The following is a 26,718-nucleotide window of genomic DNA, read 5'->3' as shown; positions in this document are numbered from 1 at the left end:
TGAAATAGAACCTGAAACCGGATGCCTACAAACAGTCGGAGCCCGCAAGGGTGACGGCGTACCTTTTGTATAATGGGTCAACGACTTAGTGTAACGAGCAAGCTTAAGCCGGTAGGTGTAGGCGTAGCGAAAGCGAGTCTGAATAGGGCGTTCAGTTCGTTGCATTAGACCCGAAACCGAGTGATCTAGCCATGAGCAGGCTGAAGGTTGGGTAACACCAACTGGAGGGCCGAACCCATAACTGTTGCAATAGTTCGGGATGACTTGTGGCTAGGGGTGAAAGGCCAATCAAACTCGGAAATAGCTGGTTCTCCGCGAAATCTATTTAGGTAGAGCGTCGACCGAATACCCTCGGGGGTAGAGCACTGGATGGGCTATGGGGACTCACCGTCTTACTGATCCTAACCAAACTCCGAATACCGAGGAGTACTAGTCGGCAGACACACGGCGGGTGCTAACGTCCGTCGTGAAGAGGGCAACAACCCTGACCTCCAGCTAAGGTCCCCAAGTCATGGCTAAGTGGGAAAGGATGTGAGGATCCCAAAACAACCAGGATGTTGGCTTAGAAGCAGCCATCATTTAAAGAAAGCGTAACAGCTCACTGGTCTAAATAAGGGTCTTTGCGCCGAAAATGTAACGGGGCTAAAGCCATGCACCGAAGCTGAGGATACAACGTAAGTTGTGTGGTAGCGGAGCGTTCCGTAAGTCTGTGAAGGCGGACCCGTGAGGGCTGCTGGAGATATCGGAAGTGCGAATGTTGACATGAGTAACGATAAAGGGAGTGAGAGACTCCCTCGCCGAAAGACCAAGGGTTCCTGCTTAAAGTTAATCTGAGCAGGGTTAGCCGGCCCCTAAGACGAGGCGGACACGCGTAGTCGATGGGAACCACGTTAATATTCGTGGGCCTGGTGGTAGTGACGGATCTTGTGTGTTGTTCAACCTTATTGGATTGGTTGGGCGGCGAAGAGGTTCCAGGAAATAGCTCCACCGTATAGACCGTACCCGAAACCGACACAGGTGGTCAGGTAGAGTATACCAAGGCGCTTGAGAGAACTATGTTGAAGGAACTCGGCAAATTGCACGCGTAACTTCGGAAGAAGCGTGACCCTTTTGCACGCAAGTGTGATGGGGTGGCACAGACCAGGGGGTAGCGACTGTTTATCAAAAACACAGGGCTCTGCGAAGTAGCAATACGACGTATAGGGTCTGACGCCTGCCCGGTGCTGGAAGGTTAAAGGGAGAGGTGCAAGCTTTGAACTGAAGCCCCAGTAAACGGCGGCCGTAACTATAACGGTCCTAAGGTAGCGAAATTCCTTGTCGGGTAAGTTCCGACCTGCACGAATGGCGTAACGACTTCCCCGCTGTCTCCAACATAGACTCAGTGAAATTGAATTCCCCGTGAAGATGCGGGGTTCCTGCGGTCAGACGGAAAGACCCCGTGCACCTTTACTATAGCTTTACACTGGCATTCGCCAAGGCATGTGTAGGATAGGTGGTAGGCTTTGAAGCAGGGACGCCAGTTCCTGTGGAGCCATCCTTGAAATACCACCCTTATCTTCGTGGATGTCTAACCGCGGTCCGTTATCCGGATCCGGGACAGTGTATGGTGGGTAGTTTGACTGGGGCGGTCGCCTCCGAAAGAGTAACGGAGGCGCGCGATGGTTAGCTCAGACCGGTCGGAAATCGGTCGTCGAGTGCAATGGCATAAGCTAGCCTGACTGCGAGACTGACAAGTCGAGCAGAGACGAAAGTCGGTCATAGTGATCCGGTGGTCCCGTGTGGAAGGGCCATCGCTCAACGGATAAAAGGTACGCCGGGGATAACAGGCTGATGACCCCCAAGAGTCCATATCGACGGGGTTGTTTGGCACCTCGATGTCGACTCATCGCATCCTGGGGCTGGAGCAGGTCCCAAGGGTATGGCTGTTCGCCATTTAAAGCGGTACGTGAGTTGGGTTCAGAACGTCGTGAGACAGTTCGGTCCCTATCTGCCGTGGGTGTAGGAATATTGACAGGATCTGTCCCTAGTACGAGAGGACCGGGATGGACGTATCTCTGGTGGATCTGTTGTCCTGCCAAGGGCATAGCAGAGTAGCTATATACGGAATGGATAACCGCTGAAGGCATCTAAGCGGGAAACCAACCTGAAAACGAGTGTTCCCTATCAGAGCCGTGGAAGACGACCACGTCGATAGGACGGGTGTGGAAGTGCAGTAATGCATGAAGCTTACCGTTACTAATAGCTCGAGCGACTTCTTCGTTCCCATTGTTCATGCTCATCGAAGATGAGCATCATCTCTTCTGTCCTGACGCGCTTAGCGCTCCGGACGGGCCGCGCCACAAGGCGCGACGACCGCTGGTCTGTATGGCTGCCCAACTCAAACTCGAGAAAGGCAACACACAGACAGGTCGGAGAAAGACGTGTTCAAATCAAATAGAGCAAAACGCTCTCCAGCTTCTCGATACAACAGCACATGCAAAAGCATGTGTCAGTTGCGTTTCGCCGACCTGGTGGTTATCGCGGGGCGGCTGCACCCGTTCCCATTCCGAACACGGCCGTGAAACGCCCCAGCGCCAATGGTACTTCGTCTTAAGACGCGGGAGAGTAGGTCGCTGCCAGGTCTGCTAAACGCAACAAAAAATCTTCTCAAATCAAACTCCTCCGGCCAAGGCCGATACCAAAGGCCGCATCCAAAGCGGCCTTTTGCAGTTCTAAAGATTACTCGACATCCAAGTCGATCGCAGTCAACGCGGGGTGGAGCAGCCCGGTAGCTCGTCAGGCTCATAACCTGAAGGCCGCAGGTTCAAATCCTGCCCCCGCAACCAAATATCTACGTCACCATCAAAACCCCGTAGCCAAATGCTGCGGGGTTTTGACGTTTAAGGGAGGTGCGCTTGCCTACACAAGAAGCCGGCGTTGATCTCATCAAGCGTGCGTCGGCTGCTGTCGGGGATGAGCGTGCCAAGCTGTGGTCGGAATTGATCGCCTACCTGCATGACGATGTGGTTGCAGATGCATTGCTATTCCACATGGTAGGCTTCGCGCGGGTTTCCGAACGTCTCGATTTCAAGCCGACGATTGCGACGAACTCGATGCTGCAGCTTTCCGAGATCAAGATCAAGTAAGATCACATCAGCCAGAGATGGCGGCCAGAGCCGCCATCTCGTTCGCACAATGCGCGGCGATATGACGTCGCTGCACAGGTTTCTTCGAGGATTCCATGCTGAGTTTCATTCGAAAACGGGCCGTGGCCAGTTTGATCTCGTTGGTCGGACTAATCGTCATGGTTTTCTTCCTCTCCCGCCTGACGGGTGATCCCGCAGCGCTCTTCCTGCCGGTCGAAGCTTCTGCCGAGTTGAAGAACCAGTTTCGCGAATTGCATGGCCTCAACGATCCTCTGCTCGTTCAATTCGGTCGCTACGTTGGTGATGTGCTAACCGGCGACCTGGGAGAGTCTTTACGCAAAGCCCGTCCCGCGCTCGACGTGGTGCTGGAAGCCTTTGTCTGGACGTTGTGGCTTGCGGTTAGCACCATGACGCTCGTAACGGTCGCGGCGATCGTCGTTGGGTCCTTCGCCGCCTTCCGCGTCGGTGGTTTTTTTGACCGCTTCTCGTCCATCGTCTCGCTGATCGGCGCATCGGTGCCGGATTTCTGGCTGGCGATCGTTGCGATCGTGGTCTTTGCCGTCAATCTCACTTGGTTGCCGACGTCTGGTACAGGCTCCATCTGGCACTGGATCTTGCCGATCGGCGTGCTTTTTGTTCGCCCCTTCGGCATTATTGTTCAGGTGGTGCGCGGGTCCATGATCACGGCGCTGTCTTCCGCCTATGTGAAGACGGCGCGCGCGAAGGGCGTCAAATCCGGTCCGATCATCTTCATTCATGCACTTCGCAACGCCATGTTGCCCGTCATCACCGTGCTGGGCGACCAGGCTGCAAGCTTGTTGAACGGCGCCGTCATCATCGAAACGATTTTCGGCTTTCCGGGCGTTGGCAAGCTGATGATCGATTCCATTCTGCAACGCGACTTCAACGTCGTTCTAGCCGCCATTCTGGTCACGGCGGTCGCGATTTTCATCATGAACCTCCTGATCGATCTCGCCTATGCGTTTCTCGATCCACGCATTCGGCATTGAGGAGGAACGACGATGACCGACATGACGACTGCGACGGATATCGCCCACGAGCCGCCCTTCTATCAGCGCATGTTCCGTATGCTCCTGGCGGATAAGTTCGCACTCGCCGCAGCCATCTTTCTCGTATTTATCATCATTCTGGCAGTGATCGGCCCAAGCTGGCTCGGCGATGTCGCGACAAAGCAGAACTTGCGCGGCCGCAACGCCGCACCCTTCGACTTTGAAAAGGCGTGGGTGTGGTGGATGGGTGCAGATGCGCTCGGCCGTCCGCTTCTCGCCCGCATCATCGTCGCGACCCAGAACACGTTGATGGTGGCGGCAGGTGCGGTACTAATTTCATCGATCATCGGTACCGCCCTTGGTCTCGTTGCAGGTTTTTCCTCCGCACGCGTCAATCAGGTCATTATGCGGCTTGCGGACGTGATCATGTCATTTCCGTCGCTTTTGATCGCCGTTATCGTGCTCTACATCCTCGGATCGTCGATCCTCAATCTGATGCTGGTTCTGGCGATCACCCGTATTCCGGTCTATCTGCGCACCGCCCGCGCTGAGGTTTTGGAAATTCGCGAACGCATGTTCGTGCAGGCGGCACGGGTGATGGGCGCTTCCAACAAGCGCATTCTGTTTCGCCACATCCTTCCCGTTGTGCTGCCAACGCTGACGACGCTTGCCACGCTCGATTTTGCCTATGTGATGCTAGCCGAGAGCGCGCTCTCCTTTCTCGGCATCGGCATCCAGCCACCGGAAATCACCTGGGGTCTGATGATCAGCCAGGGTCGGCAGTATCTCACCAACGCATGGTGGCTCTCCTTCTGGCCGGGACTGGCGATCATTCTCACCACCATGTCGCTCAACCTCCTGTCCAACTGGCTGCGCATCGCGCTTGATCCCGTGCAGCGCTGGCGTCTGGAAATGAAGGGCCGCAAGAATGGCTGATCACCTGCTCGAAGTCCGCAACCTCTCGGTCGAATTCCACACCGTCAACGGCGTGGTCAAGGCGGTGCGCGACATCTCCTATCATCTCGACCGCGGTGAAACTTTGGCCATCCTTGGCGAGAGCGGCTCCGGCAAGTCCGTTTCCTCCTCGGCGATCATGAACCTCATCGACATGCCGCCTGGCCGCATCACCTCCGGCCAGATCCTGCTGGACGGCGTCGACCTGTTGACCATGCGACCAGGCGAACGGCGCGAGATCAATGGCCGTCGCATTGCTATGATTTTTCAGGACCCGCTCAGCCACTTGAACCCGGTCTATACTGTCGGCTGGCAAATCCGCGAAGCGCTAACGACCCACGGTACGGATGATGCCGAGGCAAAGGACGAAGCCCTACGACTGCTCGGCCGTGTAGGCATTCCGAGCCCCGACACATCGCTCGACAAATATCCGCATGAATTTTCCGGAGGCCAGCGCCAGCGCGTGATGATTGCCATGGCGTTGGCCTTGCGCCCGGATCTCCTGATCGCTGATGAGCCGACGACGGCGCTCGATGTCACGGTCCAGGCCGAAGTGTTGGCGCTTCTCAAGGAGCTTCAACAAGAAACCGGAATGGCGGTGCTGATCATCACACACGATCTAGGCGTGGTCGCCGAAATTGCGGACCGCGTGGTGGTGATGGAAAAGGGCGTGCTGGTCGAATCCGGCACGGTGCGCGATGTCTACAAGAACCCGCAGCACGCTTACACGAGGAAGCTGATTGCTGCGGCGCCTGGCAAGGGCGAATTACACGCGCCGCTTCCAGGTGCCGATCCGGTGTTGAAGGTTCGCAATGTTCGCAAGAGCTATGGCGCATTCGAAGCGCTCAAGGGCGTTTCCTTCGACCTGATGGCTGGAGAAACCATGGCTGTCGTCGGCGAGAGCGGATCGGGGAAATCCACACTTGCGCGCATCCTGCTCAGGCTGGACGAGCCCGATTCCGGCGAAGCTTTCTGGAAGGGCAGGGACCTCTTCACTCTGTCGCCCGCTGAACTTTACAAGTTGCGTCGCGACCTACAGATGGTGTTTCAGGATCCGACGCAATCGCTGAACCCACGCATGACGGTCTATCAGCTGATCTCCGAGGCCTGGGTCATTCACCCGGACATCCTGCCGAAGGCGAAGTGGCGTGAGCGAGTGGCGGAACTCCTGACACAAGTGGGGCTTGGACCCGAACATATGGGCCGCTACCCACACCAATTTTCCGGCGGGCAGCGCCAGCGCATCGCGATTGCACGGGCGCTCGCGCTTGAGCCGCAATTGATCATTTGCGACGAGGCAGTTTCAGCACTCGACGTATCGGTGCAGGCGCAGGTCATCGCGTTGCTCGACAAGCTGCGCAAGCAGATGGGCATCGCCTTCATCTTCATCGCTCACGATTTGCCGGTGGTTCGCGATTTCGCCGATCATGTCATGGTCATGCAAAAGGGTGAGGTGGTTGAAATGGGCACAGTGCGCCAGATTTTCGAGACGCCACGTCAATCCTATACTCAGGCCCTGCTGGCCGCCGGCCTCGACCCAGACCCGGATGTGCAAGCCGCGCATCGCGCTGCTCGCCTTGCGCGCGCATCCTGATTTGTAATTTCAAGGAGTCTTCATCATGTCAAAAAAGGCCTTCGTCGCTCTCGTCACATGCTTCAACGAGGACGAGACCATCAATTACGAGGCCACGCGCGCGCAGGTGCGCCGACAGGTGGCAGCTGGCAACAACATCATGTGTGCTGGCACCAATGGCGATTTCTCCGCGCTGACCTTCGACGAAAAGATCAAGCTTGCCGAATCTGTGGTGGATGAAGTCAATGGTCAGGTCGACGTCATCGTCAATGCTGGCATGCCCGCGACATTCGAGACGCTGAAGCTTGCACGCGAATTCGACCGGATCGGTGTGAATGCAATAGCAGTCATTACGCCTTTCTTTATCGCATGCACGCAGGACGGATTGATCCGGCATTTCTCCACCGTTGCCGATGCAGTGAAGACACCGATCTACCTCTACGATATTCCAGCCCGCACGCAGAACCACATCGAGCCTGAAACTGCGCGGACGCTTTCGGCACATGGCAATATTGCCGGGATCAAGGATAGTGGTGGCGCGAAGGAGACGCTGGAAGCCTACCTCGCGGTCGCCAGAGATGTACCCAGTTTCGAAGTCTACTCCGGCCCCGATCATCTCGTGCTCTGGTCGCTGCAAAACGGTGCAGCGGGCTGCATCTCTGGCCTGGGCAACGCCATTCCCCAGGTGCTGGCGGGGATTCTGAGGGGCTTCAACAGTGGCGACCTTGCCGAGGCGGAGCGCCAGCAAGCTCTATTCACCGCTTTTCGCACAGATCTTTATGCGCTTGGATTTGCGCCCGCCATGGTCAAGCGGGCTCTTTATGTCCAAGACAAGTCTGTCGGCGCTAGCCGTCAGCCGGCGCTTCTGCCCAACCCTAAGCAGGATGCGCAGATCGCGGAGATACTGAAGCGATTCAACATTATCGCCAACGCCTGATCGCCACCCGGTCTGTGTTTCCACTCGCGTTTTGATGCTCATTTTCACTATCTTAACCAACGACAGACAGCAGCGCTTTAGCCGCTGACGAACGTGCCGGGATTTCCGCTTCCGACCAGATAGCCGCAGATGGTAACGCCGCGGAGACCTCCTACCTGTCCGCGCCGCGGAGCACGCCCAAAACCACACTGGCGCGAGAGGGTTTCACGGAGGACCGCGTCAAGCTTGTCATGGCTGGCCCCATCGGGGCAATTCGCCGGACGCCAGATGCCTGGAAGGGCAAGCAGCGGGTAGGAGACACCGGGTGCTGATCGAGAGGAAAAAATATGCGATTGCCGCAAGCGACCGGCCAAGACCATTAGACCCCGAGCACCCAGCCTTGTGATGCGTACACCGTAAAGATGGTCATCGCCAAGAGCAATGATTGTGACCGGACGGTCAAACCCGTGGACTGCACGCAAGCATTTTGTTGCATTCTACGCAATCGAAGCCACATTAAACGTAAAGAGACATTAGGCCAACGAGAATGCGGACCTCCTCCAGGAACTGCCCGTTTCGATCCGCAGTCTTTTGACCACATGGGCCTCTGACGTTGCCATCATATGTCCAGTATGCAGTTTGACTGTTTGCTTAGCGGGATGGCTTGCCGGCCATTGCCAATTTCATGATCTGCACCTCCTGCTCCGTCCGGCTGATCTGTCTCGATAGCAGGACAGCTTCGGCTGTTCTTTCGTCGCGACGTAAGACGTTGTTGGCAATTACCCGGTTAACGGCTTCAAGCAGATCCTGCTTCCGCACCGGCGTTGTAAGGTTGCCGATTATGGTCAGTGGGCACACGCTGTGCTAGCCAGTATCAGCTAGGAGCCAACGCAAGGATAGCCTAATCTTTTTGCAATGCGATCTTTCTCGTTCCCTCCCGATCTCAAGATAACGAGGGCGCGGTGCTTGTCTTATTCCGGCATGGGAAGAGCCAGTCTAAATGAAATTAGGAAACTAATTTTCGTCACCGTTTGCCCAAAAGAGATGATGCTGGCGGGCGCGCATGGCGATATTTTTAGGCGCTCGGCCCAGAGGCGGCGGAGATATTTTTCGCAAAGTTTGAAGAAATATTTTCACAACAAATGCGAACATATCGCGGAATAGATAGCAAATTAGGCTAGTTGAACGTTACGTCAAAGCTAGTAGTTGACTATTTTGTTGCGAAATTTTCTTCCGAATTTTCATATGCCCAAAATATGCGCTGTTCGTCCATCTATTGCACTGCTCACGGCGTTTGCAAATTTAATTTCATCGATAAACTGATGGGCAACAGACACCCATAAGAGAATGTCGATGACCGCACCAAACCGCTCTGATTTCTCCTTTTCACACGATTACCGCCGTTTTGAACGCCTGCTTGATGGATTCAAGCCTAGCTTCGAGTTCGAGCCGGTGAGTCCGCTACCTGAGAGCGAGTTTGTCGACCGGTTGCGACGTATTCGTCGAGAAGCGGTCATGGCTGGACATGACGTGCTTCTTGTCCATGCTGACTCTATTGGATCATATCGCGTTTCGAACTCGTACCTGCGCTACATCTGCGATTGGGTGCGCGAAGGCGTTCTCGTCATTCCGACAGATGAAGACAAGCCGCTCACCCTCTTTTCAATATTCAGCAGCTCTGTGATCCTGCCGCCAGCTGGCGAGCCAGTGCTCGTTGAGGACATCTGGCAGGTCGGCACCTGGGGTCGTGAAACTTATAACCGCCCTGGCAAGACAGTTGATAAGGTCGTCGAGGCCGTTGCCTCCTTCGTCGAGCGCGAAGGCTTTTCGTCTGCACAGATCGGCTTGATCGGCGATGCGACATCGACCAGCTACTGGAACGGTCTCGCCAAGCGCTTGCCTAAGACTTCCCAGATCGCATGCAGCGCAATAATAGATCGTATGCAGAAGATCCGCTCACCACGTGAACAAGCGGTCGTTAGGGCCGCCGCACAGCTGGCAAGCATAGGGATTGAAGCGGCCTATCATGTCACCAAGCCAGGCGTGACCGACTATGAGATCTATGCGGCCTTCACTTATGCCCAGATGTCACGCGGGGGCGAAAGCGGTGACGGCTACCAGATCGGCATAAACGAGCATGGTACGCATTGCGGTAAGCCTTATGGCCATATCGTGCGCGACGGCGACCTGATCAACCTCTACATCTCGGCCGTTATCTACCAGGGTTATACCGCCCAGATCGCGCGCATGATTGCGGTCGGTGACATGACTGCCAAGCAGGAAGAAGTGCTTCAGATGTGCACCGAAGGCGTAGAAAAGGCAGCGTCCCTGGTCAAGCCCGGCGCTCTAATCTCTGATGTCGCCAATGCCTCCTTTGACCCTTATATCGCCCGTGGTTACCTCTCTTCGTCCGACAGCCGCACGATGCCCTACAACTGGGCTTCAGAGGACGACGGTAAGCCGCGGCTCGTCCCGCGCAAACATGTCTTCGACGAGGACTGGGAGCGTCAGGGTCGCAAGCTGATGCATGTCTATCCCGCAACGCTCGGGCCGCATAACCCGAATGTGGGACATTCGGTCTCGATGGTGAAATTCACCAACTACAACATCCAGTCCAACAACCACGATAAACTGGAAGAGGGGATGACTTTCGTCCTGCACTCGCAATGGCTGGAGCCCGAGGTCGCCGGTTGCAACGTCGGTGACTGCTATCTTGTGACGGAAACAGGTTCGGAAAACCTTAGCCACCACACACCCCTTGCCGTGCACCGGGTAAAAGCAACCTGACGCACTGTCTGAACGTGAATGCCAAAAATCATAATCCAGATGGAGAACAGATGATGTTTGATAATTTTCGTCGCCGCAAGTTTCTGGCCACGGCGGCCATCACCGTATTTGCGCTGACCACCGGACTCAGTGTGGGGGAAAGTCTTGCGCAGTCGGGTGAAAAGGTCACGCTGAAACTGGCCAATTCGCAATGGCTCGATGCCCTGCGCGGTAAGAACCTGTGGGCTGCCGTTGCCAAATACCAGGAAACCAATCCCAATGTGACGCTGGAACAGGTCGCCATTCCATCCGCCGAATTTAACGACAAGCTGACGACCGAAATGGGTGCGGGCCAAGGGCCGGATATTGCAATGATGCAGGAGGGTCTTTTCTACGCTATAGCAGACGCTGGCTTTCTCGTCGATCTTTCGGCTGCCACCGAAGGCATATCCCTCAACAAGACGAACGAAAACGGCAAAATCGACGGCACGCAGTATGGCCTCGCATGGCAGCGTGCGGTCTATGCCCTGATCTACAACAAACCGCTGCTCGATGCAGGCAATGCAAAGGTGCCGACCACGGTCGACGAACTGATTGAATCCGCCAAGGCGGCATCCGCCGCGACCCCAGGTGTAATCGGGTTTACCGGCCGCCACCAGATGAACGATTTCAGCGGCTGGTTCATGGACTTTCAGAACTGGGCCTACGGCTATGGCGTTAACTGGGTGGACGCGGACGGTAAGCTGACGATCGACACGCCGGAGGCTGCCGCGGCCGTCGCTGCCTTCAGGAAGGTCTATGCGTCAGGCATAATGCCGATCGGCGACAGCATGCCGACGCAGCGCACCCGGTTCAAGGAGAAGCACGTAGCATTCTCTATCGACAATTCCGGCGGTACGCTGAACATCGCGTCTGGTGGGGCTATTCAGAGCGGCGAACTCGGTTCGGCCCCGATCCCGTTCCCGCATCCGGGCGCGCATCAGCAAATCTTTGTCGGCGTCAGTAGCCATAGCAAACATCAGGAAGAGGCAGTCGCCTTCGTAAAGTGGCTGATGGGGCCTGTCGGTCAGCAGGCGATGCGTGATGCATCCGGTCCGGACACTCTGGCAACAGACGTCCCCGTCAGCGAGGCCTATGCCAAGACAAATCCCTGGGCTCCCACCTTTGCCAAGCTTGCTGAAAATTCCAGAAGCACATTAATCAAAGGGCATGAGGTCGAGACAGCACAGATCATGCGCTTCGTCATGCAGGCGGTCGAAAAGGTCATCCTCACCGATGCAGAGCCCAAAACAGCACTGGCCGAAGCTCAGGCAGCCGTTGACAAGCAGTTTTGATCCGGTTGCATCGGAAGGGAGCATGACGTGAGTGCGAGTGGCCTGAAAAACAGGAGCGGCATGGCCAGTTTTGTGCCCTATGCCTTCATTCTCCCACCCATGATCTATCTGATGGTGTTCATGTTCTGGCCGCTTGCGCGGCAGATGTACATGAGTTTCACCAACACGCGGATCATCAACCCCAACCGGGGCCGCTTGATCGGCCTCGGCAACTTCGAACGGTTGTTCGAAGACCCGGCCTTCTACCTCTCGCTGAAGGTGACGCTGGTCTATACGGTCTTGACCGTGATCATCGGTGTCACCCTCGGGCTCATCGCTGCGCTGGCGATCGACCGCCCATTCAAGGGTCGATCGGTGGTAAGGGCGATCCTGCTGTTCGGCTGGGCTGTTCCCGGCGTGGCGGCATCGCTGATATGGCTTTGGATGTTCAACGAGCGGTCCGGCATTCTCAACCGGATTGCAGAACTGATCGGGCTTGGCCGGTTCTCCTGGCTAACGAGCACCGATTATGCGCTCGGTTCGGTGCTTGCAGTCACCGTCTGGCAGGTTGCTCCCTTCGTGATGCTTGTCGTGCTGGCGACGCTGCAATCGGTTCCTGAAGAGGTGCGCGAGGCGGCCAAAATCGACGGGGCTGATCCGATCAGCACCTTCCGGGCGGTGACCCTGCCGCACATCCGCCCTGCGATACAGCTTGCCGCATTGCTGGTCACGGTCTGGTCGATCCGCCGCTTCGACGTAATCTACCTGCTCACCGGAGGCGGCCCGCTGGGGTCAACCAGTACGCTGGTCGTCAAACTAAGACAGACGGCTTTCGAAGGTCACGAACTGGGAATGGCAAGTGCCTATGGCGCGGTTGGTCTCGTCCTCGCGCTGTTGGTAGCCGCGATACATTACGTTGCCGAACAACGACGGATGAAAAGGATGTCGCGCTAATGGTGCCCCGGAAACTTCTTAACAAGGCATTGCGATATCTGCTGATCGGAGTACTGGTCATCGTTGCCGGATTTCCAGTCTACTGGATGGCGACTACGGCACTCAACCTGAACTCGCAGCTTTATGGCACCGGTCAGATTGGCTGGCCGCAGCTTCAAAACTTCCCCGATCTCGTCAGTGAACTGGGCAAGGTTCCGATCGGTCTGTGGCTGTTTAACACCCTGCTGATCGCGGCGGGAGGAACGATACTCAGCCTGACGCTCGGCGCGCTTGCAGGGTATGCGCTGAGCCGCTTCAAGTTCCATGGCAAGGGCATGGTCGGCTTTTTTCTGTTCATGACCCAGGTCGTGCCTGAAGCCCTTATCCTGGTGCCGCTCTATGCGATGTTCATCACTTTCGGGCTGCTGAACAGCCTATGGGGATTGATCCTTGCAAATGTCGGCTTCTCCTTGCCAGTCGCATGTTTCGTGCTGAAAGGCGCAATGGACGCAGTGCCTTACGAGATCGAAGAGTCCGCTATCATCGACAACTGCCCGCGGTTCAGTGTGCTGACGATGATCATTCTTCCGCTCATCATGCCTAGTATCGCGGCAGCGGCGGTCGTCTCGTTCTTTGCCGGCTGGAACGAATTCCTGTTCGCTTCGACCTTCCTCATGGACCGGAACCTGTGGCCGGCCAGTGTGGGGCTGGCCTCCTTCGTTGGACAGTATGAAACCCCAATGTCTGCAGTTCTGGGCGCAGCACTTGTTTTCAGCCTGCCCGCCATCGTTTTTTTTCTCCTCATCCAGCGCAAGATCGTGGCTGGTCTTACGACTGGCGCCGTGAAGGGATAATCCATGCCCGCTTTGTCATTCAAAGATATCTCGAAGTCTTTTGGCGATAACACCGTCATCAAGGCGTTCAATGCCGACATTCACGACGGCGAGTTCCTGGTTCTTCTAGGACCCTCCGGCTGCGGAAAGTCCACCTTGCTGCGGATGATCGCGGGTCTGAGCGAGATCACGACTGGAAACCTGCTGTTCGACGGTGAGGTTGCCAATAACTGGGAGCCGAAAAAACGCGGCGTCGCCTTCGTTTTCCAGACCTATGCGCTTTACCCGCATATGACGGTGCGCGAAAACATCGCCTTCCCGCTGGTCATGGATGCGTTCCGCAAATGGTACCATCTGCCGATCGTCAATATCGTCGCGCGCCACCGGCTGATGAAACGAGCGGATATCGCCGAGCGGACGCTCAAGATCGCCCGTCAGCTGGAACTCGAGCCACTGCTCGACCGTCGTCCGGTGAGCCTTTCGGGCGGCCAGCGCCAGCGCGTCGCCCTGGCGCGTGCGCTAATTCGTGATCCGCAACTCTATCTTCTTGACGAGCCGCTTTCCAATCTCGACGCCAAGCTCCGCACCCAGATGCGCTCCGAGATCTCGGCTTTGCATCACAAGGTCGGCAAGACCTTCGTCTACGTGACGCACGACCAGGTGGAAGCCATGACCATGGCAAGCCGCATCATCATCATGGACAAGGGCGTGGTGCAGCAGGTCGATACGCCGGACAATGTCTACGATAACCCTGCCAACACGTTCGTTGCGAAATTCATCGGTTCGCCCCCTATGAACCTTATCCCCGCGTCTATCCGTCCGGAAGGTGTAAAACTTATGGGACAAATTCCGGTCGACCATGGCGCAGAGGTACCGACCCGCCGCGAAGTAACCTTCGGCATTCGACCGGAAAAGCTCGAACTCAGAGCGGAAGGAGAAGGGCGCGTTCCAGCTCAAGTCGCCGTTGTTGAGCGCCTCGGAGCCGAGACCATCATTGGCTGCCGCCTGATGACGGACAAGGCCGGTAACGAGGATCTGCTGATCGAGCATGATCTCGCTTTCGTGCGGGTTTCCGGAAATCCCGGCATGCGGGTCGGTCAGGCTTGCTCGCTGGATTACCGATCTGAGGACGTGCTTTGGTTCAACGTCGATACTGGCGAACGCCTTTCTCTCAAGCAGAAGTGACAATCATGCAGAATTTCCATGTTTCCGCGACTGGTCACAGCCTCAACTATCTGCCCGAATATGTCGCAGTCTGGAAGGGTTTCTTTGCCGAAGAGGGCCTCGAAGTATCCGCCAGCGTTCCGGCTCCCTGGGATCTGGTGCTCAGTGACATCGCCGGAGGCAAGGCGCAGGCAGCGCTCGGCGGTATCTGGGTGCCGTCGATGTTTCTCGGCCGCGGCCAACGCTATGTACCTTTTGCGCAGGTTGCCGCGCGCGCGCCGCTGGCTATCGTCGGGCGGGAAAAGCCCGAGGATTTCAGCTGGCAGAGTATGCCCGGAAAAGTGATGTCGATGAAGGGCAGCAATGGTGCAAGCGTCGGTCTTTTTGTCAAACTGGTACTGCGGGAAAATGGCGTCGATCCTGCTACGGTCCGGTTTGTGCAGGATCTTGACGGCAAGATGCTGACCGACTTGTTTACCGGTGGGATGGGCGATTATCTGGTGATCGACTATCCTTCCGCATTGACACTTGAGGCGGCCGGCGGTGGATATATCGTGGCGCCGTTGGCGACAGAAGGCGGGAATATCCCATGGAGCGTCTATTACACCCTAGGTGAAATCGACGAGGCTCGTCTTGAGGTTTATACGCGGTTCGCGCGGGCATTGGGTCGCGGAATGAAATGGATCCAGGCAAACGATGCGGAAACTTTCCGCGACTTTCTGACAAAGACCTTTCCGAAATTCTCACCGGACCTTTTGGTCAGCCTTGCAAATGTCTATCGTGCCAACGGCATGTGGACGACGCCGCGTATTGACCCGCAAGCCTATGCACGCTGGCAGACCGGCATTGCAGGAGGATACCTCACCGAAGCAGCGATCCCTTACGCTGATCTGATCGATGAACGTCCGACACTTCAGTTCCTCACGGTTTGAACGTTCCCGGAGGACACGCATGCGCATAGCCATCATCAATCACAATACACGGCGTCCATGACACACTTCATCGCGAAGGCAGCACGACTGGTTGCCGTAACCGGTACCGCTATAGAAGGTCCTTCCGACGGCGCCCTTTCGGTGCGGGGGCTTATTGAAGGAGATCGTGAAGGCGCAGGCCGAAGGTTTTGATACGCGTATCAGCGCCTGCCTCGACGAGACCGGCCTAGATGCGGCATGCACGATGGCGGCAAAGCCGGTAACCGCCATTGGGGAGCCATCGTTTCATGCGGCCAGTCTGGTGGCGCACAGTTTCTGCGTGGTGACTACCCTGTCACGATTGGCCTCGGTCATCGAGGATAATATTCGGCGCTATGGTTTCGCCAATCGCTTCCGTTGCAGCTATGCAATCAGTATTCCGGCGCTAGCACTTGAAACAGGTGCCTTTGAGAAAATTTGAGATTTTCATTCGTGAGGTCATTGCAGAAGGCTCGGCTTTGGGCTGCGCGGGCATGGCAGAATTCGCCGCCGATCTGCAGCGTACCCACGGTATCCCCGTTGTCGAGGGCGTAGAATCGACCGCGACCCTGGTCAGATGCGGGTTGTCGACATCGAAGGGCAACATATAGCTGCGCCAACGCGGATTTTCGCTCTGGACAAACTCTCGTGAACACTTCGACTCCTCAGACGCCTTCAGCGCCCGGAACTTGTCTGAGGCGTCGAAACATCGTCGAGCAGTTTGACTAGACGGTCAATCTTTTCGTAGCGGGCAAGGCTTTCCGAACCCATGGCGGTTGCCACGCTCCAGGCCAGATAATTGATGACCGTCGTCGCTGCGACAAAGGAGTTGAAGGGCGAAGGCGACTGACAGCGGCATCGCAGGACGTGATTCGAGGCCTTAGCGCTAGCGGCGGCGCTGAGGTCGGTGATCAGCACGGTGATCGCGCCCGCCGCCCGTGCCTCTTTGATGATCGTCGGCAACAGCCGTGGCCTTCTGCGAAACGCGATGACAAGCAACACATCGCCTTTGGCGATCGAGGCAATTTCGTGGGAATAGCTGGCGCCGCCAGCTGGCAGAACCTGTACATCGTTTTTCATCAGCGTCATATAGTGTGCGGCCTGGTGAGCGAGACCGTATCCGCTGCGAAGCCCCATGATCCAGACACGGCGGGCCGCGACGATTGCGTCGCTGACCTCCTCAAGCGTCTTTTCGGATAGGCCTTCAGCCGTGGTGCGAATATTGTTGATGTCCATCTGGACGGTCTGAGCAAGGGACACTTTTTCTGATGGCACATGATCGGGATCCATTAGTCCGCCGCGCGGCGAACCCCAATGCTGATCGGCGCGGATCTGCCGCTTGGCATCCGGATACGTTTCATAACCCAAGGTCCGAATCAGCCGAGCTGCTGTCGCCTTGGACACCTGCGCCTTGTCCGCAAGCTCGCCTGCGGTATAGCTCGGCAAATCCATCTGATACTGGAGAAGGACGTCCGCCAAGCGTTTCTCCGCCGGCGATAGCGACGCATAGACCGCGTAGATTCTTGCTTCCAGTGAACGTGGGCGGCTTTGGGCATGCGCTGTAGCGGGAGATTTCACAGGAATTCCTTGGTTGGACAGCAGTACTGGCTGGAATCCTAACGCAATGTCGGACACAGCGGAATCTGTTTTCCGTCAGACAGAGGCGCGTATTGGCAGCGCCCTTCGCGAGGCGGTGCCAGCGCCTCGAAGTGGACGTAACGGCCTGCTCGATAACGTGATCCCGCCATCATTCGGATGCGCGCTGAGCTCTATACATTGATCTAGGAAAATCGATCATGGCTTTGACGGGCACTGTCAAGTTATCGGCCTCGGATTAAAGTACAGCACGAAGTCTGTGGTCAAGCGACCTGCAGATGGGTGATCTCGCTCCACATCTGCATCGCCGCCCCTCGCAGTTCGCGATAGTGGTGAGATGGGATCTCGTGGCGGGGAATTTGGAAGAGGTTGGCGCTTGGATCATGGATCGAGACGAAGCGCTGAAGCTGTCTTGGTGACTTGAGGCGTTTCATGATCCGCTCACGCCGCCTGACGGGTTGATGAGAATTCTCCGCCCGATTGTTCAGGCCCTTGTGCGAACGATGCTCGACGCCAGGCATGATTTCCCGCTTCGCCGCACCATAGGATCGAAGCTTGTCGGTGATCATAACGCGTGCGGCAGAAACTTGCCCTTTCAGAAGCTTGCACATCAAACGCTTTGCAGCCCTGGCATCACGGCGGCTCTGGACCAGAACGTCGAGGACGAAACCATCCTGATCCACGGCGCGCCAGAGCCAGTTTTTCTTTCCCGAATGGTGATGACTACCTCGTCAAGGTGCCATTTGTCGCCGAGCCTGCCGGCTGAGCGCTTCCGGATATTCTTGGCGTAGTGCCTGCCGAATTTCTCCGCCCACAATCTCACGGTCTAGTGAGAGACGATGATGCCTCGAGCTAAAAGCATATCCTCGACCATTCGCAGGCTAAGCGGAAACCGGAAATCAAGCCATACGGCATGGGCAATCACCTCCGCCGGAAACCGGTGACGACGATAGAGAGGAGCACGTCCAGATCTGGTCATGCCGACAGATCCCACAGATCGATCGCTGCTCGGGTAACGGTACAGTGCCGCCATATTTCATGAAGGATCTTTTTGAGGAGGTAGGTCAGTTGTGCATCATCATCCAAACAACCAACATTTTGGAAAGTGCACGCTTGGCACTAGGCAGAGCACGCTGATCGAAGTCGTGTAATTGCTAGCCCAAAACCTTCAAGCGAAGAACGCCCGATGGCAGGCAATACATCGCATCGCAGCCAAAAACGATCTATGCAACAGAGCCCGCTACCGAAATATTTGCAACCAACCCGTCTCAAATCTTTAAATGAGCGACGGGATTGCGCTAAGGGACATAGGAGGCGGATGGAAAGCTGTCTGCAAAGCCAAGACTTTCATGCTAGACAATCAGGAAGACACGAAATTGAGGGGCAAGCATCCTACAGAGGACATCATCTATGAACGCCTGATCGATGCGATCATCGACAAGCACCTGCGGGCCGGCGAGCATTTGAACGAGGTCAAGCTCGCCGAGGCTTACGATGTGCCGCGGTCGCGCGTGCGGCGTGTTCTCGAACGTCTTCGGGACGAAGATGTGGTCATCTTTGAACTCCATCGCGGCGCTTTCATCTGCCGCCCTACAGTCGAAGACGCCCGGCAGGTCTATGAGGCGCGGCGCGAACTCGAATGTTCTGCTGTCAGGCTGGCCTGCGAACGTGCCGTTGCGGACGATATCGTCCGGTTACGAGACCATGTTGAAAGGGAAAAGGAAGCATTCACCAACAAAAACGCCAGCGCAAACCGCGTCGCCAGCGAATTCCATTGCCTGATTGCCGAAATTGCGCGCAACCCGGTCTTCGAACGCATGTTGCGCGTCCTCGTCCGTCGGGGTGTACTCATCCAGTCGGTTTATGAACGAAAAGGCGGCAGTGCTTGCCTAACGCATGAGCATTCAGCATTAGTCGATTACATTGAGGCACGCGACGCCGAAAAGGCCATTGCCGAGATGACGCATCATTTCGATCATATTCTGGCAAGTTTCGATTTGACCGAGACGCGACGCTCGGAAATTGACATTTACGAATTTCTGCGTAACTGACGCGTTCAAACTCATTCCTTCATCCATTTGATTTCAAATCAAAAAGCTAATTCTCTGAATTGATATTCTCCGGCTGCGAGGACGTAAACAAGCTCGCAGCCCGTCATCAGGGATCGAAGTTTCAAGACGTTTTTTTCGATTTGCCTCGTCCTCGAAGGCGGAATTGGCACGTTTTATGCTCTCCATAATTGCACGCAATATTGCAGACATTATAGCGGGGAACTGACTTGCCCTTATTATTGAACACTCCTTGTCGCGATCTCGTCGGTTACGGGCCCACGCCGCCTTGCGGCACATGGCCGAATGGTGCGCGGCTGGCGATCAACGTCGTCGTCAACTACGAGGAAGGTTCTGAACGGTCCTTTGCCATGGGCGATGCCGATCAGGAACCCATGACCGAATGGGGCACCTATCCCTTCCCGAAGGAAATCCGGAACCTCGCTATGGAGTCCATGTACGAGTATGGCTCACGCGTCGGCATCTGGCGAATTCTCGATGCACTTTCCGAAGCCCGCATCCCCGCGACTTTCTTCGCCTGTGCCATCGCCTTCGAACAGAACCCGGACGTTGCAAAAGCCGTCATTGAGGGCGGCCACGAGGTCTGCAGCCACGGCTACCGCTGGGAGGAGGTATTCCGTCTCACGGAGGAGGAAGAGCGCGAGCACATCCGTCTGGCTATCCTCTCCTTCGAGAAGACCTGCGGCAAGCGGCCGGTCGGCTGGTATTGCCGATACGGTGCCAGCATCAACACCCGGCGGCTGATCGCCGAAGAAGGTGGCTTCCTCTACGATTCGGACGCGTACAACGACGATGTTCCCTATTTCGTCGACGTGGAGGGTCAGCGTCGGCTGGTCGTGCCTTACACCTGTGACATCAACGATCTCCGGTTCTGGATTTCGCCAGGGCTGGTGCAGTCGGAGGATTTCTTCCTCTACATGCGGGAGAGTTTCGAGGTTCTTTATGAGGAGGCCGCAAAGGGGCCGCGCATGATGTCGATTGGGCTCCATCCCCGCATGATCGGTCGTCCTGGCCGCATCCGCGCCCTCAAGCGCTTCTTCGACTTTGCCTGTCAGTATGGCGATGTCTGGTTCGCAACCCGCGAAGACATCGCGCGGGCTTGGCTTAAGCGCACAGTATGAGGCGGTGGGCGACGTCGCACCGGGTTCGAAATTAGCCTCTCCACGCTGCGCGTGGTTGGGTCAAAAACATTTCCCCGGGCGCGATGCGGCCCGGTCAGAAGATCGGAAGCATGACCAGCGTCGTGCCGCCCGAAATGCCGTAAATCTCACCCCGTAACCTTCGAGAAGGAGATTAACCCAATGCGCAAACTTCGACAGTCTTTAACATGGTCGCTCCTCGCCGCAGCGCTGCTGGCGACCACATCAGGCGCAATGGCGCAGGGTGCGAGCGAAACACTGATCGTGGCTGGCCCCCGTACGCCAGAATCTCTTGATCAGGAATATCCTCCGACCGAGGCCGGCCATGAAGCGCGGCGTAATATTTTCGAGCGTCTTCTCGTTTACGCGATGAAGGCCGATGCCAGTGGCGCGCAGGTCGAGGATTTCTCCAAGATCGAAGGCGCGCTTGCAGAGCGCTACGAACTGGCGCCTGACAACAAGTCAATCACTTTCTATCTCCGCAAGGGGGTCAAAAGTGCCGCCGGCAACGAGATGACTGCTGATGATGTCATGTGGACCTTCGAACGCGGCTGGAACATGAAGGCCACATTCCACTGGTACATGACGCAGATCCTGAAGATCGAAAGCTTTGATTCGTTCCAGAAGATCGACGACTACACGGTCAAAGTGACCATCCCGCATCCGTCACTGCTTCTCGCCCGCCTCTGGATCAACAACGACCTCGGCATCATCGATTCAACCGAAGCCAAGAAGCATGTGAGCGCCGACGATCCCTGGGCTTCGCGCCTTCTTTCAACCGACTCGGCCTCCTTCGCGCCCTATCATGTCACGAAATTCTCGCCGGGCCAGGAGGTCATCTACGAAGCTAACCCCAACTATTACCGCGGCGTGGCCAAGCTCAAGAAGATCATCTTCCGCGAAATGCCCACGTCTTCCAACCGTCTCGCAGCGCTGCAGGCCGGCTCGATCGACGTTGCCGAATGGCTGACGCCGCGCGAGATCGCGATGGCCGGCAACGTGCCCAATATTAAAGTCTGGAAGGTCTTCGGCAACTATACCCATCGCCTTGAAATGAACAATTCCAAGCCACCTTTTGACAAGGTCGAGGTGCGCCAGGCCCTCAACTATCTGGTGCCGCGCGACGAAATCGGAACGAGCGTCTACATGAACACCGCGCGCCCGACGAAGAGCCCGGTGTCGGAAATCTATCCCGCCTACACCGAAGACGGATTTGCCTATGAGGACAATCTGGCAAAGGCCAAGGAGCTGCTTGCGAAGGCCGGATATCCGGATGGGTTCAAGACCGAGCTCGGTTACCGGACGGGCGAACCGCTCGAGGAGCAGATGGCGGTGATCCTCAAGACCGCCTTCGCAAAAGCCGGGGTCGACATCGAGCTGGTCAAGCTGCCGGCCTCCAGCCTCGTCGAGCGCTACACCAAGGGCAACATGCCGATGTTCTTCATCCGCGACATGGCGATCGTTCCGGATGCAGCCTATGTCGCGAACCTGTTCATCAACAGCCAGTCGATGGTGAACTTCTCCAAATACAAGAACGCCGATGTCGATGCCCTGATCAACAAAGCGCTGACCTCAACGGACGAAGCTAGCCGCGAGGCCGATATGAAGAAGGTTCAGGAAACCGTGGTCAAGGAAGCGCCCTGGGTCTTCCTGTTCAACCCGGGTTATCAGCTTGCGGTGAGCGCCAAGGTAAAGGGCTTTTCCTGGTACACGCCCAACAGCAACAGCTGGTATGACTTCTCCAAATAGGCAGATTGTTCCAGGCCTGCTCCCGGGCGGGCGGTGTTGCCCGTCCGGTTCTTCGTCAATTTCGACTCGGCTATTCGCGATCGTGGAGAGAAGCCTATGTTCACCTCATTCCAGCAGGCGTGGCGGCAATTGCCCCGGAGCCTCCAGATCGTCTTTTCGCGTCTGGCACTCGTCGTCCCACAGATGTTTGGCGTCCTTTTCGTCACTTTCTTCATGATCCGGCTCCTGCCCGGTGACCCGGCGGTCCTACTGCTCGGCAACATGGCCACGCCGGAAGCCGTGGAGCGGCTGCGTGATCGGCTAGGTCTGAATGACAGCATCTGGACGCAGTTCGTAACCTATTGCGCCAACGTGCTGAAGGGAGATCTCGGTATCTCGATCTTTACGTCCAATCCCGTGACCGTGGACCTGATGGAACGGGCTCCCGCCACATTGGAACTGATTTTCTATGCCATGCTCCTCACTGTGCTCATCGGCATCTCCGTTGCCGTGATTTCGGTGGTGCGCCAAGGCGGGGTGGTGGACATCGGTTCGCGCATCTACGGTCTGGCAGCGGGTGCCATTCCCGATTTCTGGATCGGCCTCATCCTGATATACGTTTTATTCACGTTGCTGGGCTGGGCTGCTGCACCATTCGGTCGGCTCGACGCCCTCTTGTCCACTCCGCCGTATGTGACCGGCTTCTACACGATCGATGCCCTTATCGCCGGTGATATCGAAGCGTTTCGCTCGGCTTTCGGACGGCTTCTGTTGCCAGTGGTGACGATTGCCCTGGTCAATGCCGGCGCTCTTATCAAGATGACCCAGAGCATCTTCGCCGGTGTCTGGAAAAGCGAGTTCGTCCGCCATGCCCGGGCCTGCGGTGTGCCGGAGCGGGTCATCGTGCGTGCAGCGCTGCGAAACAGCCTTCCGCCGATCATCACAATGATTGGGTTCCTTGTCGGCTTCCTGCTCGGCGCCGCCGTACTTGTGGAGACCATCTTCTCCTGGGGCGGTCTTGGACAATACGCAGTTCAGGCGGTCATGAGCAGTGATTATCCCGCGCTTCAGGGCTTCATTCTGGTCGCCGCAGCTTTCATCCTGATTGTCTACCTGATCGTGGATATCCTTTACGAACTTGCAGATCCGAGGATCAAGGTATGAGTTCTCTTGGTCACGCACTTCGCCGTCCAGCGGCGATCATCGGTTTCAGCCTGTTGTTCCTGCAACTGGTGCTGATTGTCTTCGCGCCGGTTCTCAGCCCTTACAGTCCGGTTGACGCCGATCCTCTGGCAGCCCTGCAGCCGCCATCGCCAATACATTGGTTCGGGACCGACATAACCGGGATGGACGTACTTTCACGTGTGATCTACGCAACGCGCATCAATCTGCTCATCAGCGTCGTTTCCGTCGCAATCGCCTTTCTGATCGGAGTACCAGTCGGACTGCTGATCGGTTTTTACCGCGGCCTTCCATCGGGTCTCGCCATGCGTCTCTTCGATTTCATCCAAGCCTTTCCGATCTTCGTGCTCGGCATGGCGCTTGTTGCTGTCATGGGACAGGAGATATGGAACGTGGCAATCGTGCTTGCGGTGCTCTTCATACCCATTTTTGCTCGACTGATCCGCGCGGAGGTGTTGTCGCTCCGCGAACGGCCCTTCGTCGCCGCCGCACGCTGCGCCGGTGCCAATGATGCGGAGATCATGTTTCGCCATCTTCTTCCCAACGCGCTGATGCCTGCAATGGTGCAGGTTTCCATCTCGATTGGCATGGCTATCCTTTTGACGGCAGGATTGTCCTTCATCGGCGCCGGCGTGCGAATGCCTGTTCCAGAATGGGGTCTTATGGTGTCGTCTGGAGCACAGCAGATGATCCTCGGCGTATGGTGGGTTTCACTGTTTCCCGGCCTTGCGATCGTGATTTCGGTGCTCTGCTTCGCGCTGCTCGGCGACGTCCTGCGCGACATGCTGGATCCGACAAAGGTCTCGAACCCGTCGCGCAGGCAGGCGGTTGCAAACGATCCGGTGACAGCGGGAGAAACCAAATGACCCAAACTGGAAACATCACCGGTACCGCACCAATTCTGAAAATCGACCAATTGACCGTGGTTGCCGATACGCCGCGTGGTCCGCATGAAATCCTGCGTGCTATCGACTTCACGCTCATGCCGAATGAAATTCTCGGAATTGTCGGCGAGACGGGGGCCGGAAAATCGGTACTGGCACGCGCGATGATCGACCTTTTGCCGGACGGCCTCCGGCGGGGCAGCGGGGAAGTCTTCGTCAACGGGCGCGTTTTGAGCCAGATGCGCGACAACGAGCGGCGCAAGCTTCGGGGCGGCGAGATCGCCTTGATCGGCACAAATGCGAAAGCGCTCCTCGATCCGGTAGAAACCGTCGGCAACCAGATCGTGCGCGTGCTGCTCAGCCATCGCAGACTCTCCAGGGCTGCCGCCTGGGATCTCGCGGTGCAGTTGCTAGCCGACGTCGGCATCGTCAATGCACAGGACCGCGCCAAAGCCTACCCGCATGAACTTTCTGGGGGTATGGCGCAGCGTGTCGTCATCGCTATGGCGCTGATTGCCGAGCCGAGGATCGTGCTGGCCGACGATGCGACCCTTGGGCTTGATGCCACCGTCTCGGTACAGGTGCTCGATATGCTGGTCGAGCGCTCACAGCGCATGGGCGTTTCCGTCGTTCTGATCACCCACGATCTTGGCATCATTGCCCATTACTGCAGTCGCGTGGCCATCATGCGCGGAGGTCGGATCGAGGAAATACGCGATACCGCCGACTTCCTGACCAAACCGCAGACCGCCTATAGCCAAGCCCTACTGGACGCCGCCAAGGCTCGCCCGGTACCCGCCTCCCACAGATCGAAGGCAGAGGCGACGCCGCTGCTGGACATCCGAAATCTCGAAAAGACGTTTGCCGGCAGCCGGCCGGGAGACGTCGTCAGGGCGGTCGATGGCGTATCGCTGTCCATCGGCCGCGGCGAGACGCTGGCGCTTGTCGGCGAGAGCGGGTCCGGCAAGACGACCATCGGCCAGTGCCTTGTGCGTCTTATTGAAGCGTCGTCCGGGCAGATCGTCTTCGACGGTGAGGATGTGACGCGATGGCCGGAAGCGCGTTTCCGACCGCTTCGCCGCCGCATTCAGATGGTTTTCCAAGAACCCTACGTTGCCCTCAACCCGCGCTGGCGCGTGCGCGATCTGGTCGGAGAGCCTCTGCGCCTGGTGGGGGAAATGCCGACGGCCGACCGACTGAAGCGAGTACATGAGGTCCTTGAACTCGTCAATCTCACTATTGGTCACGCAGACCGGTTCCCGCACGAACTGACCGCCGGAGAACAGAAGCGGGTTGGCATGGCCCGGGCGCTCGTGACCAGACCGGACTTCGTAATATTCGACGAGCCGACCACAGCGCTCGACATTCGCGTCAGAGCGCAGATCATCGATCTGGTTCGGGATTTGCAAAGCAGAATGCAGCTCTCTGCTCTCTTCATCACCCATGACCTGAATTCCGTGCGGTCGCTTGCCCACAATGTCGCGGTCATGAATAGGGGCAGGATCGTCGAGACCGGGACGATGGACGAGGTGTTTTCCTATCCGAAAGATCCCTACACCCGCAAACTTCTGGCGGCCGAACTTGCCATCGAGAAGCAGGCCGAAGCCCTCGGCGTCCTTTCGTCACCTGTTATGGGAGAAATCCATTGACCACCGGTTCGATCCTGATCACCGGAGCATCCGGCCTCATTGGCCATCAGTTGCTTGCCCGCCTGACCAAGGAAGGCCGTCGGACAATTGGCATCGATGTCGTCGCGAAGCCCGGCCATCTGCCTGTCACAATTGCCGACTTGGGCGATGTCCACCGTCTCCATGAGCTTGCGGCGCGGGAAAATGTCACTTCCGTGATCCATTGCGGCGCGGTTTCCGGGCCGATGGTAATGATCGAAAATCCCCATCGCATCATCGAAATCAACGTTGGCGGAACGGCGAACGTTCTGGAACTGGCGCGCGTTTGCCGCATGAAACGCTTCGTCTTCTGCTCCTCGACCAGCGCCTACGGGCCGACGGCCGAAGAAGATATCGGCGAGCAGGGCATTCCAGAAGATGTGTGCCTGCGCCCGTCCAGCGTCTACGCCTCGACCAAGGTAGCCTGCGAGCAGTTGCTTGCAGGCTACCGGCAGCAGCATGCGCTTGACGCCGTTGCCGTGCGACTTTGCTGGGTCTACGGCCCGGGCCGCACGACCGATTGCGTCATCCGGACGATGATCGAGGATGCGTACGCCGGCAGACCAACGCGGCTACCTTACGGCGGAGGCTTCCCCCGGCAGTTCATTCACGTCGATGATGCGGTCGACGCGCTGCTACGCGCCCATGACGCCGCCTCTTGCCCCCGTCCTGTCTATAACGCCACAGGAAGGTCCTTCCTCACCATCGGCGAAATTGCGGAGACCGTCCGCACGGTCCTGCCGCAGGCGAATATAACCGTCGATCACGGTCCTGATCCGCTCGATGATTTCCAGCACAGGTTCGATATCAGTGCGATCCAGGGGGATCTTGGTTTCGCGCCGCGCTTCAGCCTGGAGGACGGTATCCGATCCTACTCCACCTGGCTACAGAGCCGGTAAACGCACTTCACTGTACG

The 26,718-nt window shown here is 57.0% G+C and carries 20 protein-coding genes, 1 tRNA gene, 2 rRNA genes and 2 pseudogenes (1 of these 25 running past the window's edge); 22 read left to right on the top strand and 3 right to left on the bottom strand.

Features of this window, described 5'->3' with window-relative positions:
• The 4 genes and pseudogenes from QE435_RS03805 to QE435_RS03790 form a co-directional block, all read left to right on the top strand.
• A 23S ribosomal RNA gene (locus tag QE435_RS03805) occupies positions 1 to 2,260 on the top strand (it extends 673 nt beyond the left edge of the window).
• A gap of 246 nt (positions 2,261 to 2,506) precedes the next feature.
• Positions 2,507 to 2,621: ribosomal RNA gene (gene rrf / locus QE435_RS03800) — 5S ribosomal RNA — on the top strand.
• A gap of 127 nt (positions 2,622 to 2,748) precedes the next feature.
• Positions 2,749 to 2,825 (top strand) — tRNA-Met (locus QE435_RS03795).
• Positions 2,826 to 2,918: 93 nt separating this feature from the next.
• Positions 2,919 to 3,125, top strand: a pseudogene (locus QE435_RS03790) (peptide ABC transporter substrate-binding protein); the annotation flags it as partial.
• Positions 3,126 to 3,132: 7 nt separating this feature from the next.
• Here the strand turns inward: QE435_RS03790 and QE435_RS03785 are convergent.
• Positions 3,133 to 3,285 carry a hypothetical protein gene (locus QE435_RS03785; protein ID WP_349041166.1) on the bottom strand — a complete coding sequence of 51 codons (153 nt, stop codon included), beginning with the start codon at positions 3,283 to 3,285 and terminating at the stop codon, positions 3,133 to 3,135.
• Here QE435_RS03785 and QE435_RS03780 point away from each other — a divergent pair.
• From QE435_RS03780 to QE435_RS03730, 11 genes are all read left to right on the top strand, one after another.
• Positions 3,221 to 4,135 (top strand): ABC transporter permease, encoded by a 915-nt coding sequence (locus QE435_RS03780; RefSeq protein ID WP_274102886.1) that lies wholly within the window; start codon positions 3,221 to 3,223, stop codon positions 4,133 to 4,135. The genes QE435_RS03785 and QE435_RS03780 overlap by 65 nt on opposite strands.
• 12 nt (positions 4,136 to 4,147) lie before the next feature.
• Entirely contained in the window at positions 4,148 to 5,071 is a 924-nt protein-coding gene (locus tag QE435_RS03775; protein ID WP_349040307.1) for an ABC transporter permease, read from the top strand.
• Positions 5,064 to 6,683: an ABC transporter ATP-binding protein gene (locus QE435_RS03770; protein ID WP_349040306.1), complete on the top strand. Its 1,620-nt coding sequence runs from the start codon at positions 5,064 to 5,066 to the stop codon at positions 6,681 to 6,683. Before QE435_RS03775 ends, QE435_RS03770 begins: the two co-directional genes overlap by 8 nt.
• Before the next feature lie 25 nt (positions 6,684 to 6,708).
• Positions 6,709 to 7,599, top strand: coding sequence for a dihydrodipicolinate synthase family protein (locus tag QE435_RS03765; RefSeq protein ID WP_349040305.1), 891 nt, complete (start codon positions 6,709 to 6,711; stop codon positions 7,597 to 7,599).
• 1,332 nt (positions 7,600 to 8,931) lie between these two features.
• Positions 8,932 to 10,365: a Xaa-Pro peptidase family protein gene (locus tag QE435_RS03760; protein WP_349040304.1), complete on the top strand. Its 1,434-nt coding sequence runs from the start codon at positions 8,932 to 8,934 to the stop codon at positions 10,363 to 10,365.
• 50 nt (positions 10,366 to 10,415) lie between these two features.
• Positions 10,416 to 11,678 carry an extracellular solute-binding protein gene (locus QE435_RS03755; protein ID WP_349040303.1) on the top strand — a complete coding sequence of 421 codons (1,263 nt, stop codon included), beginning with the start codon at positions 10,416 to 10,418 and terminating at the stop codon, positions 11,676 to 11,678.
• A 60-nt stretch (positions 11,679 to 11,738) separates the two neighbouring features.
• Positions 11,739 to 12,611 (top strand): sugar ABC transporter permease, encoded by an 873-nt coding sequence (locus QE435_RS03750; RefSeq protein WP_309769517.1) that lies wholly within the window; start codon positions 11,739 to 11,741, stop codon positions 12,609 to 12,611.
• Positions 12,611 to 13,444 (top strand): carbohydrate ABC transporter permease, encoded by an 834-nt coding sequence (locus QE435_RS03745; protein WP_309769516.1) that lies wholly within the window; start codon positions 12,611 to 12,613, stop codon positions 13,442 to 13,444. The genes QE435_RS03750 and QE435_RS03745 overlap by 1 nt, the downstream gene beginning before the upstream one ends.
• Before the next feature lie 3 nt (positions 13,445 to 13,447).
• Positions 13,448 to 14,608, top strand: coding sequence for an ATP-binding cassette domain-containing protein (locus QE435_RS03740; RefSeq protein ID WP_309769515.1), 1,161 nt, complete (start codon positions 13,448 to 13,450; stop codon positions 14,606 to 14,608).
• A gap of 5 nt (positions 14,609 to 14,613) precedes the next feature.
• Positions 14,614 to 15,519: an ABC transporter substrate-binding protein gene (locus QE435_RS03735; protein ID WP_349040302.1), complete on the top strand. Its 906-nt coding sequence runs from the start codon at positions 14,614 to 14,616 to the stop codon at positions 15,517 to 15,519.
• Between the two features lie 154 nt (positions 15,520 to 15,673).
• Positions 15,674 to 15,979, top strand: coding sequence for an aspartate/glutamate racemase family protein (locus QE435_RS03730; RefSeq protein WP_349040301.1), 306 nt, complete (start codon positions 15,674 to 15,676; stop codon positions 15,977 to 15,979).
• A 233-nt stretch (positions 15,980 to 16,212) separates the two neighbouring features.
• Here QE435_RS03730 and QE435_RS03725 read toward each other — a convergent pair whose 3' ends face one another.
• Both QE435_RS03725 and QE435_RS03720 read right to left on the bottom strand, forming a co-directional pair.
• Positions 16,213 to 17,115: a MurR/RpiR family transcriptional regulator gene (locus tag QE435_RS03725; RefSeq protein ID WP_309769512.1), complete on the bottom strand. Its 903-nt coding sequence runs from the start codon at positions 17,113 to 17,115 to the stop codon at positions 16,213 to 16,215.
• 281 nt (positions 17,116 to 17,396) lie between these two features.
• Positions 17,397 to 18,112 (bottom strand): annotated as a pseudogene (locus tag QE435_RS03720) (IS6 family transposase).
• Positions 18,113 to 18,482: 370 nt separating this feature from the next.
• Between QE435_RS03720 and QE435_RS03715 the strand changes: the two are divergent.
• The 7 genes from QE435_RS03715 to QE435_RS03685 all read left to right on the top strand — a co-directional run bounded on the left by QE435_RS03715 (position 18,483) and on the right by QE435_RS03685 (position 26,701).
• Complete coding sequence (locus tag QE435_RS03715; RefSeq protein WP_309769511.1) at positions 18,483 to 19,184, top strand: GntR family transcriptional regulator; 702 nt, start codon at positions 18,483 to 18,485, stop codon at positions 19,182 to 19,184.
• 227 nt (positions 19,185 to 19,411) lie between these two features.
• The gene (locus QE435_RS03710) at positions 19,412 to 20,323 is read left to right on the top strand and encodes an allantoinase PuuE (protein ID WP_349040300.1); all 912 of its coding nucleotides are present in this window, start codon (positions 19,412 to 19,414) and stop codon (positions 20,321 to 20,323) included.
• A gap of 180 nt (positions 20,324 to 20,503) precedes the next feature.
• On the top strand, positions 20,504 to 22,090 hold the full coding sequence (locus QE435_RS03705; protein ID WP_349040299.1) for an ABC transporter substrate-binding protein: 1,587 nt from the start codon (positions 20,504 to 20,506) through the stop codon (positions 22,088 to 22,090).
• A gap of 96 nt (positions 22,091 to 22,186) precedes the next feature.
• Complete coding sequence (locus QE435_RS03700; protein ID WP_349040298.1) at positions 22,187 to 23,233, top strand: ABC transporter permease; 1,047 nt, start codon at positions 22,187 to 22,189, stop codon at positions 23,231 to 23,233.
• The gene (locus QE435_RS03695) at positions 23,230 to 24,117 is read left to right on the top strand and encodes an ABC transporter permease (RefSeq protein WP_349040297.1); all 888 of its coding nucleotides are present in this window, start codon (positions 23,230 to 23,232) and stop codon (positions 24,115 to 24,117) included. The genes QE435_RS03700 and QE435_RS03695 overlap by 4 nt, the downstream gene beginning before the upstream one ends.
• Entirely contained in the window at positions 24,114 to 25,784 is a 1,671-nt protein-coding gene (locus QE435_RS03690) for an ABC transporter ATP-binding protein (RefSeq protein ID WP_349040296.1), read from the top strand. Before QE435_RS03695 ends, QE435_RS03690 begins: the two co-directional genes overlap by 4 nt.
• Complete coding sequence (locus tag QE435_RS03685; RefSeq protein ID WP_349040295.1) at positions 25,781 to 26,701, top strand: NAD(P)-dependent oxidoreductase; 921 nt, start codon at positions 25,781 to 25,783, stop codon at positions 26,699 to 26,701. The genes QE435_RS03690 and QE435_RS03685 overlap by 4 nt, the downstream gene beginning before the upstream one ends.
• Positions 26,702 to 26,718 lie beyond the last annotated feature (17 nt).

This window comes from Agrobacterium sp. SORGH_AS 787, from assembly GCF_030819035.1.
Classification (GTDB): Bacteria; Pseudomonadota; Alphaproteobacteria; order Rhizobiales; family Rhizobiaceae; genus Agrobacterium; species Agrobacterium larrymoorei_B.
This window is presented reverse-complemented; position numbering and strand designations above follow the sequence as displayed.

Coding starts and splice junctions, on each gene's coding strand:
- QE435_RS03755 (WP_349040303.1), top strand. CDS start 10,416: ATGATGTTTGATAATTTTCGTCGCCGCAAGTTTCTGGCCACGGCGGCC.
- QE435_RS03750 (WP_309769517.1), top strand. CDS start 11,739: ATGGCCAGTTTTGTGCCCTATGCCTTCATTCTCCCACCCATGATCTAT.
- QE435_RS03785 (WP_349041166.1), bottom strand. CDS start 3,285: ATGACGATTAGTCCGACCAACGAGATCAAACTGGCCACGGCCCGTTTT.
- QE435_RS03695 (WP_349040297.1), top strand. CDS start 23,230: ATGAGTTCTCTTGGTCACGCACTTCGCCGTCCAGCGGCGATCATCGGT.
- QE435_RS03715 (WP_309769511.1), top strand. CDS start 18,483: ATGCTAGACAATCAGGAAGACACGAAATTGAGGGGCAAGCATCCTACA.
- QE435_RS03770 (WP_349040306.1), top strand. CDS start 5,064: ATGGCTGATCACCTGCTCGAAGTCCGCAACCTCTCGGTCGAATTCCAC.
- QE435_RS03690 (WP_349040296.1), top strand. CDS start 24,114: ATGACCCAAACTGGAAACATCACCGGTACCGCACCAATTCTGAAAATC.
- QE435_RS03775 (WP_349040307.1), top strand. CDS start 4,148: ATGACCGACATGACGACTGCGACGGATATCGCCCACGAGCCGCCCTTC.
- QE435_RS03765 (WP_349040305.1), top strand. CDS start 6,709: ATGTCAAAAAAGGCCTTCGTCGCTCTCGTCACATGCTTCAACGAGGAC.
- QE435_RS03760 (WP_349040304.1), top strand. CDS start 8,932: ATGACCGCACCAAACCGCTCTGATTTCTCCTTTTCACACGATTACCGC.
- QE435_RS03735 (WP_349040302.1), top strand. CDS start 14,614: ATGCAGAATTTCCATGTTTCCGCGACTGGTCACAGCCTCAACTATCTG.
- QE435_RS03740 (WP_309769515.1), top strand. CDS start 13,448: ATGCCCGCTTTGTCATTCAAAGATATCTCGAAGTCTTTTGGCGATAAC.
- QE435_RS03700 (WP_349040298.1), top strand. CDS start 22,187: ATGTTCACCTCATTCCAGCAGGCGTGGCGGCAATTGCCCCGGAGCCTC.
- QE435_RS03745 (WP_309769516.1), top strand. CDS start 12,611: ATGGTGCCCCGGAAACTTCTTAACAAGGCATTGCGATATCTGCTGATC.
- QE435_RS03705 (WP_349040299.1), top strand. CDS start 20,504: ATGCGCAAACTTCGACAGTCTTTAACATGGTCGCTCCTCGCCGCAGCG.
- QE435_RS03780 (WP_274102886.1), top strand. CDS start 3,221: ATGCTGAGTTTCATTCGAAAACGGGCCGTGGCCAGTTTGATCTCGTTG.